The 7,090-nt window shown below is 72.1% G+C and carries 6 protein-coding genes; 3 read left to right on the forward strand and 3 right to left on the reverse strand.

What is annotated here, in order from left to right; translation table 11 throughout:
* Positions 1-5: 5 nt before the first annotated feature.
* Complete coding sequence (locus tag AC068A_RS00590; protein ID WP_478578676.1) at positions 6-1,253, reverse strand: cytochrome P450 family protein; 1,248 nt, start codon at positions 1,251-1,253, stop codon at positions 6-8.
* A gap of 205 nt (positions 1,254-1,458) precedes the next feature.
* Here AC068A_RS00590 and AC068A_RS00595 point away from each other — a divergent pair, with 205 nt between their 5' ends.
* Positions 1,459-1,929 carry a VOC family protein gene (locus AC068A_RS00595; protein ID WP_478578679.1) on the forward strand — a complete coding sequence of 157 codons (471 nt, stop codon included), beginning with the start codon at positions 1,459-1,461 and terminating at the stop codon, positions 1,927-1,929.
* A gap of 55 nt (positions 1,930-1,984) precedes the next feature.
* On the opposite strand, the gene AC068A_RS00600 is transcribed toward AC068A_RS00595, so the two are convergent.
* A complete protein-coding gene (locus AC068A_RS00600; RefSeq protein ID WP_478578680.1) occupies positions 1,985-3,082 on the reverse strand; it encodes an acyltransferase family protein in 1,098 nt (365 codons plus the stop codon).
* A gap of 300 nt (positions 3,083-3,382) precedes the next feature.
* On the opposite strand from AC068A_RS00600, the gene AC068A_RS00605 reads away from it, so the two are divergent.
* On the forward strand, positions 3,383-4,144 hold the full coding sequence (locus AC068A_RS00605; protein WP_478578681.1) for an SDR family NAD(P)-dependent oxidoreductase: 762 nt from the start codon (positions 3,383-3,385) through the stop codon (positions 4,142-4,144).
* A gap of 69 nt (positions 4,145-4,213) precedes the next feature.
* On the opposite strand, the gene AC068A_RS00610 is transcribed toward AC068A_RS00605, so the two are convergent.
* Positions 4,214-5,389 carry an epoxide hydrolase family protein gene (locus AC068A_RS00610; RefSeq protein WP_478578684.1) on the reverse strand — a complete coding sequence of 392 codons (1,176 nt, stop codon included), beginning with the start codon at positions 5,387-5,389 and terminating at the stop codon, positions 4,214-4,216.
* Positions 5,390-5,733: 344 nt separating this feature from the next.
* On the opposite strand from AC068A_RS00610, the gene AC068A_RS00615 reads away from it, so the two are divergent.
* On the forward strand, positions 5,734-7,090 hold a 1,357-nt coding region (locus AC068A_RS00615; protein WP_478578687.1), incomplete at its 3' end, for an FAD-dependent oxidoreductase.

Below are 7,090 nucleotides of genomic sequence, written 5' to 3' on the forward strand. Positions count from 1 at the left end.
TCGGCTCAGCCGACGAGTGCGGGCTTGCCGTGCAGGTAGACCGGAACCTCCGCGTGGCCGTTGACCACGAAGCTGCCCTGGCCGACGAGCTCGCCGCGGTCCACCGCCAGTTCGAGGTCGGGGAACCGGTCGAACAGGGCGGGGATGCCGATCATCCACGCGCTGCGGGCCAGCCGGGCGCCGAGGCAGTAGTGCACGCCGTGGCCGAAGGACAGGTGCGTCTTGTCCTCGCGCAGCGCGTCGAACGCGTCGGCGGTCTCGCCGTGGACCGAGGGGTCGCGTCCCACGCCGGCGAAGTCGATCAGGACGACGTCGCCCTGGACCAGCTTCACCCCGCCGATCTCCACGTCCCGGGTGACGAAGCGGAACGGCAGGTGCGCCACCGGCGACTCCACCCGCAGGGTCTCCTCGAAGACGTCGTCCCACGGGATCTCGCCGGACTTGGCCTTCGCCAGCAGGTCGCGGTCGGTCATCAGGGCCACCGACGCATGTGCCAGCGCGTTCACCAGCGTCTCGGAGCCGGCACCCAGCAGCAGGTGCAGCGTGCCGATCATCTCGGAGTCGGACAGCCGGGAGCCGTCCTCGTCCATCGCGGCGATCATCCCGGTGGTCAGGTCGTCGCCCGGGTGCTCACGCTTGTACTGGACCAGGTTGGAGATCTCCACCTGCCAGTTCTCCAGGTTGGACGAGGCCACCTCGGCGGAGATCCGAGTGTCGATGTTCTTGTGGCCGCCCTCCAGCACCCGGGCCCGGCGGTCCTCCGGCACGCCGAACAGGTCACACATCAGGCGGGTCGGCAGCTCCATGTGGAACCGGCCCTTGAGGTCCACGGCCTCGTCCCGGCCGGCCGCCGCGAGGTCGTCGAGCAGCTCCTTGACGGTCGCCTCGATCTTGGGCCGCATGTCGTCGACCCGGCGCTGGGTGAACGCCTTCAGCAGCAGCTTGCGCAGGCGGGCGTGGTCCGCGCCGTCCTGGGTGGCCATGGTGTCCATGGCGGCCCAGGTGATCAGCGGCCAGCCGTTGGATATCTCACCGTTGATGTACGCGGGCCAGTTGCGCCGCGGATTCTTCGAGAACAGTTCCTGGTCGCCCATGATCTCCTTGGCGACCTCGTAGTCGTGCACGGACCAGGCGAGTACGCCGTCCGGGAGTTCGACGCGCGCGATCGGGCCCTGCTCGCGGAGCCGGGTGGTCTCACCGTGGGTGTCGGCACCTTGCGGGTCGAGAACATAAGGGCATACAGCTTCGGACACGGAACACGACCTCCAGCTGAATGGGACTGGTGACATGGGGGCGGACGGATGAGCGGTTGTCACGCTAGCCGCCGGATCCGCTTCCGGACTTCTTCGGAATTGCCGCAGCGGCGGTGGTACCGAACGGAACTGGGGCACGCAGGAAGAAGAGCGAGTGATGTGGCGCAGGCTATTTTCGAGGTCCCGATGACGTGAGGAGAGACCAGTGGAACTCGGCCAGATCTCCATGGAACTCGTCCAGGCTCCCGCCGACGCGCCGCTGCCGGAGACGCCCCCCGGGCTGGGCGCCGTGCACCACGTCGGCATCACCGTCACCGACCTGGAGCGCAGCGTGCGGTGGTACGCCGAGCACCTCGGCATGGTGCAGTGGATGAAGGAGACCTTCCCGGGTGGGCGGACGGCGGGCATCATGCGGCCCGGCACGCAGATATACCTCGGGCTGACACAGCACGACGCAGGCGTCGACGAGGCGTTCGCGCCGCACCGCACCGGCCTCGACCACCTCACCTTCGCGGCGTCCACCCGCGAGGAACTCCACGCCTGGCGCGAGCATCTGATGGCCCGTGGGGTCAAGTGCAGCGACGTCCACGAGTACGCGGCACCGCTGCCGTTCGCGCTGTTCACCTTCAACGACCCGGACGGCGTGGCCCTGGAGATATTCCACCTCGCCGTCTGACCGGCTTCCGGCGGGCCGGTCCGCCCCGTGGTGGCCACGGGGCGGACCGGCCGCATCAGGCCGGGGCCGCGCGCGGCCCGCTCCGGCTCCGCGCCCAGCGGCGCATCGCGGGCCGCTCCACAGCGGCGTACAGGGCCCAGGCGAGCAGCACGGAGACCGCCAACTGACCCAGCAGCAGCCCGACCGCGGCCGGGACCGGGAACAGCCGCTCGCCCAGCAGGTACCGGCTGACCGCCAGCACGGGGTAGTGCACCAGGTAGAAGCCGAACGAGACCTCGCCGAGCCATACCGCGAAACGGTTGCGGAACGGCGTGAACCCGCGCCGCGCGTCGGCCCGGGCAACGGCGGCGATCAGGCAGGCCACCGGGACCAGGCACACGGCCCGCTGCTCGTACAGGAACGGCACCCGCAGCGCGACCGGGTAGGAGGCCACGAGCAGCAGGCCCGACCAGCCGGCGCCGGGCCCGGACCAGCGGCCCGCGCGGACCGCCAGCGCCAGCAGGATGCCCAGCAGGAAGTCGAAGACGCGGACCGGCGGCAGCACGTACGCGAACCAGTACTGGAGCATCGAGGCGTCCTCGTCCGGCACCATCGGCCCGTCGCCCGGGACGAACGCGTACGTGAACCACGGCGTCAGCACCACCACCGCGACCGTACCGGCGATCCAGAGCATCAGCCGGCCGGGCCTGATCCGGCGGCACACCGCGATCAGCAGCGGAAAGGCGGCGTAGCAGAACGCCTCCACGCCCAGCGACCAACTCGGCGGGTTCACACTGAAGTTGGTGGGGAAGTCCGGCACCCACCCGTGCAGCAGCGCGAGGTTGGCCAGAGCCTGCTCCCGGCTGGTGACCGCGGCGGCGAAGGTGAGCATCGCCAGTCCCCACACGACGGCGTGGCTGGGGTAGATCTTCACCAGTCGGCGGCGCCAGAAGGCCCGCGCCGGGACGGGGTCGCGGGCCGTCCAGGTCAGGATGAAGCCGCTGAGGACGAAGAAGAACGTGACCCCGAGGCCACCGGCCGGTGAGGCCAGCCGGTGGAAGGTGTGTTCCGCCGACTCCGATGCGAACAGCCTGATCCATGGCACGGGGAGGGCGGTGTGGAACCAGAAGACCAGCAGGGCGGCGGGGAACCGCAGGCCGGTCAGGGACGGCAATCGGTGAGGGTACTGCGACTGGGGGGATGCCTGCGCTGCGGCCGCCGGCCCCGCGGGGCTCGGCGAACGCCTCTCGTCGAGAGACATGCGAAAAATTTCCTCCGATGCGGGGGAGCGCAGGGGGTGGCGTTGGTCCATTGCGCCTCTTCCCGCTCGGCGCCGCATCTCCTGAACTGCTCCCCTGGAGCTCCAGCACGTTGTGAGACGCGGGCACCGCGCGCCGCGCCGTAGCGTCGGAGCACCGAACGTGTACTGGCCGACCCGGCCGGCCTGGCCGACCGAATCACCCCGGGAGTGACCATGTCCGATGCACCACTGGCCGTTGTGACCGGAGCCTCGTCCGGCATCGGCGCGGAGTTCACCCGCGTCCTCAGCAGCCGCGGGTACCGCGTCCTGGCGGTGGCCCGGCGCGCCGACCGGCTGGCCGCGCTGGAAGCCGCGTCCGACGGGCGGGTGATACCCGAGGTCCGCGACCTGACCGCCGACGGGGCCATCGAGGCCGTCGCGGCGCGCGCCGACGAACTCGGCGGGGCCGACCTGCTCGTCTGCAACGCCGGGCGCGGCGTGCACGGGCGGTTCGCCGAGACCGACCGGGACGAGACCGTCGGTGTGCTGCGGCTCAACGTCATGGCGAGCGTCGACCTCGCCGCGCAGGTGGTGCCGCGGATGGTCGGTCGCGGCTCGGGAGGGGTGATCGTCGTGGCGTCGACGCTGGGCTATGTGCCCACCCCGTACCTGGCGGCGTACGCGGCCAGCAAGGCGTTCCTGCTGTCCTTCGCCGAGGCCCTGTCGCTCGAGCTGCGCGGGACCGGCGTACGGGCCATGGCGCTGTGCCCCGGGCCCACCGTCACCGAGTTCAGCGATGTCGCCGGACTCGGCGACGCGGTGGAGAAAACCCCGGGCCACACCACCGCCGCCGAGGTGGTCGGCGGCGCGCTGCGGGCCTGGGACGCCGGCCGCACGGTCGTCGTGCCGGGCACCGTCACCCGGCTGATGACGGCGGCGCTGGAGCTGCTGCCGCGGCCGGTGGCGGGCCGGGTGATGGAGCGGATCTTCCGCTGAGCGGCGCGGACACGTGAAACGGGGGGTGCCGCGGAACTCCGCGACACCCCCCGGGGTTTGGGACTGCGGCTATGACGGTCGGGCGGTGGCCAGTGCCGTACGGCGGAACGCCCGCACGTCGGCGACGAACTCCGCGGGCCGCTCCATCGCGGCGAAGTGGCCGCCCCGCTCGAACTCGCTCCAGTGCACGATCGACGGGTACCGGCGCTCGGCCAGCCGGCGCACCGGCTGGGCCAGGTCGTTGTGGAACACGGCCACGCCGAGCGGACCGGGCGGAGCCGGCAGCGGCGGCGGGGGCGTGGCCGAGGTCGGCATGAACGCCGCGTTGTCGTAGTAAAGATGGGCCGACGAGCCCGCCGTCCCGGTCAGCCAGTACAGCGTGGCGTGCGCGAGCAGCTGGTCGCGGCTGAGCGCGTCCTCCGGGTTCTTCTCCGAGTCGCTCCACTCGTGGAACTTCTCCACGCTCCAGGCGAGCTGGCCGACGGGCGAGTCCGTCATGCCGTAACCCACGGTCTGCGGGCGGGTCGCGAACAGCTTCATGTAGCCGGAGCCCTGATCGCCGAAGTCCGCGAGCCGGCCCAGCCGGGCCAGGTCGGCCGGGGCCAGCTCGTCGAGCTCGCCCGGCTCGTCGGACGGCGGCGCAAACAGGAAGTTGACGTGGGTGCCGATCACATGGTCGCTGTCCAGCACGCCGAGCAGCAGCGCCACGCTCGCGCCGAGGTCGCCGCCCTGCGGGAGATAGCGGTCGTAGCCCAGCTCCGCCATCAGCGAGGCCCACATCCGGGCCACCCGCGGCAGCTCCCAGCCGTGCTCGGTGAGCGGGCTCGAGAAGCCGTAGCCGGGGAGGGTGGGCGCCACGACGTGGAAGGCGTCGGCCGGATCGCCGCCGTGCGCCCGAGGGTCGGTCAGCGGGCCGATGACGTCGAGGAACTCCAGGAACGAGCCCGGCCAGCCGTGGGTGAGCAGCAGCGGCACGGCGTCCGGCTCCGGGGAGCGGGCGTGCAGGACGTGGATGTCGGCGCCGTCGATCCGGGTGCGGAACTGGGGGAAGGCGTTGGCCCGGGCCTCGACTGCCCGCCAGTCGAACCCGTCGCGCCAGTACGCGACGAGTTCGCGCAGGTACCCCTGGGGCGCCCCGCGGGTCCACCCGGTGTCCGGGGTCTCGGCCGGCCACCGGGTCCGGGCGAGGCGCTCGCGGAGGTCGTCCAGATCGGCCTGAGGTATGTCGATACGAAACGGGCGCATGGCGAATTCCTCGCTGTTCGGTGGCTCGGTGGCTCGGTGGCTCGACATCGCGGTGAGACGGCAGGTCGGAACCGACCCCGCGGAACCGGCAACCTACCGCCCACCCGCCGCGCCGCCTACGATTCCGCGAGCTTTCCGCAGTAACGGAGAAGTCCCACGCCCGGATCGGCCCCACGCCCGGCCACGCGGCGCCAAGCCCCACCGGGCCACCGCCGGGCGTGGTGCGCCCCGCCGGAGCGTGCTCGCGCCGGCGGGGCCCGCATCGCGCAACGTGGGAGAACAGCCCGGCCGGGCCAGCGCCTAGCGTGTCCGCATCCGCTCACTCTTCCGAACAGGGGAGGCGCATGTCCATGGGAACCAAGGGCGGCGAGCACGCCGTCGTGCTCGGCGGAAGCATCGGTGGCCTGCTGGCCGCCCGCGTGCTCGCCGACGCCTACGACCGGGTGACCGTCATCGACCGTGACGACCTCACCGGCGCGGGCATGGGCCTGCGGCCGGCGATCTCCTGGGCCCACCACATCCACGCCCTGCTGGAGCGCGGTCGCGCCATCATCGAGGACCTCTTCCCCGGCTTCCTCGATGACCTGCTCACCCTCGGCGTGCCCGTCGGGGACTTCGGCACGACCTGCCACTACTACTTCAACGGCCGGATGTTCGCCCCGGCGGAGACCGGGATGGCGTGCGTCGCCGCCAACCGGCCCGTCATCGAGAACCGCATCCGCACCCGCGTCGCCGCCCTACCCGGCGTCACCCTCCGGGAGCGGACCGACATCCTGAGCCTCGTCGGGTCCCCCGACCGGCGCCGGATCACCGGAGTCCGGGTGCAGGGACGGGACTCAGGCGACGGCGGCGCGCCCGGGGCCGAGGAGACCGTCGACGCCGACCTGGTCGTCGACGCCACCGGCCGGGCCACCCGGACTCCCCGCTGGCTGGGCGAACTCGGTTACGAGCGGGCCCCCGAGGAGCGGATCCGGATGGATCTGACCTACACCACCATGGACTTCACCCGCCCGCTGCCGTACGACCCGCTGGGCGACGACATCGCCCTCGTCCCCACCGCGACCCCGGCCCTGCCGCGCGGCGCGATCTTCGCCCGGCTCGCTGACCGGTACGCCCTCACGCTGACCGGCATCCTCGGCGACCGCGCGCCCACCGACCGCGAGGGCTTCCTCGCCTACGCCGCCTCGCTGCCGGTGCCGCAGATCCACGAGGCGGTCCGGGACGCCGAGCAGCGGGGCCCCGCCCACAGCTTCCGGTTCCCGGCGAGCGTGCGCTACCACTACGAGCGGCTGAGCCGGTTCCCGGCCGGATACCTCGTCCTCGGCGACGCGGCCTGCATCTTCAACCCGGTCTACGCCCAGGGCATGACGGTCGCCGCGATGGGCGCGACCGTGCTCGCGGAGCACGTCGGCAAGGGCGGCGAGCCCAGATCGGCGGACTACTTCCGCGACCTGGGACAGGTCATCGACGCGCCGTGGGCCATGTCGGCCGCGGCCGACCTCGGCTATCCCGCCGTACGCGGGCGGCGCACGATCGCGACCCGCATGGCCAACCTCTACATGCCCCGGGTCCAGGCCGCCGCCGCCCACGACCCGGTGGTGGCACGGGGCTTCATCCGGACCGCCTCGCTGGTGGACCCGCCGCAGTCGCTCATGAAGCCGTCGATGGTCGGGCGGGTGCTGTTCGGACGGAAGCCTGCCG

This window comes from Streptomyces sp. NPDC043854, from assembly GCF_056436005.1.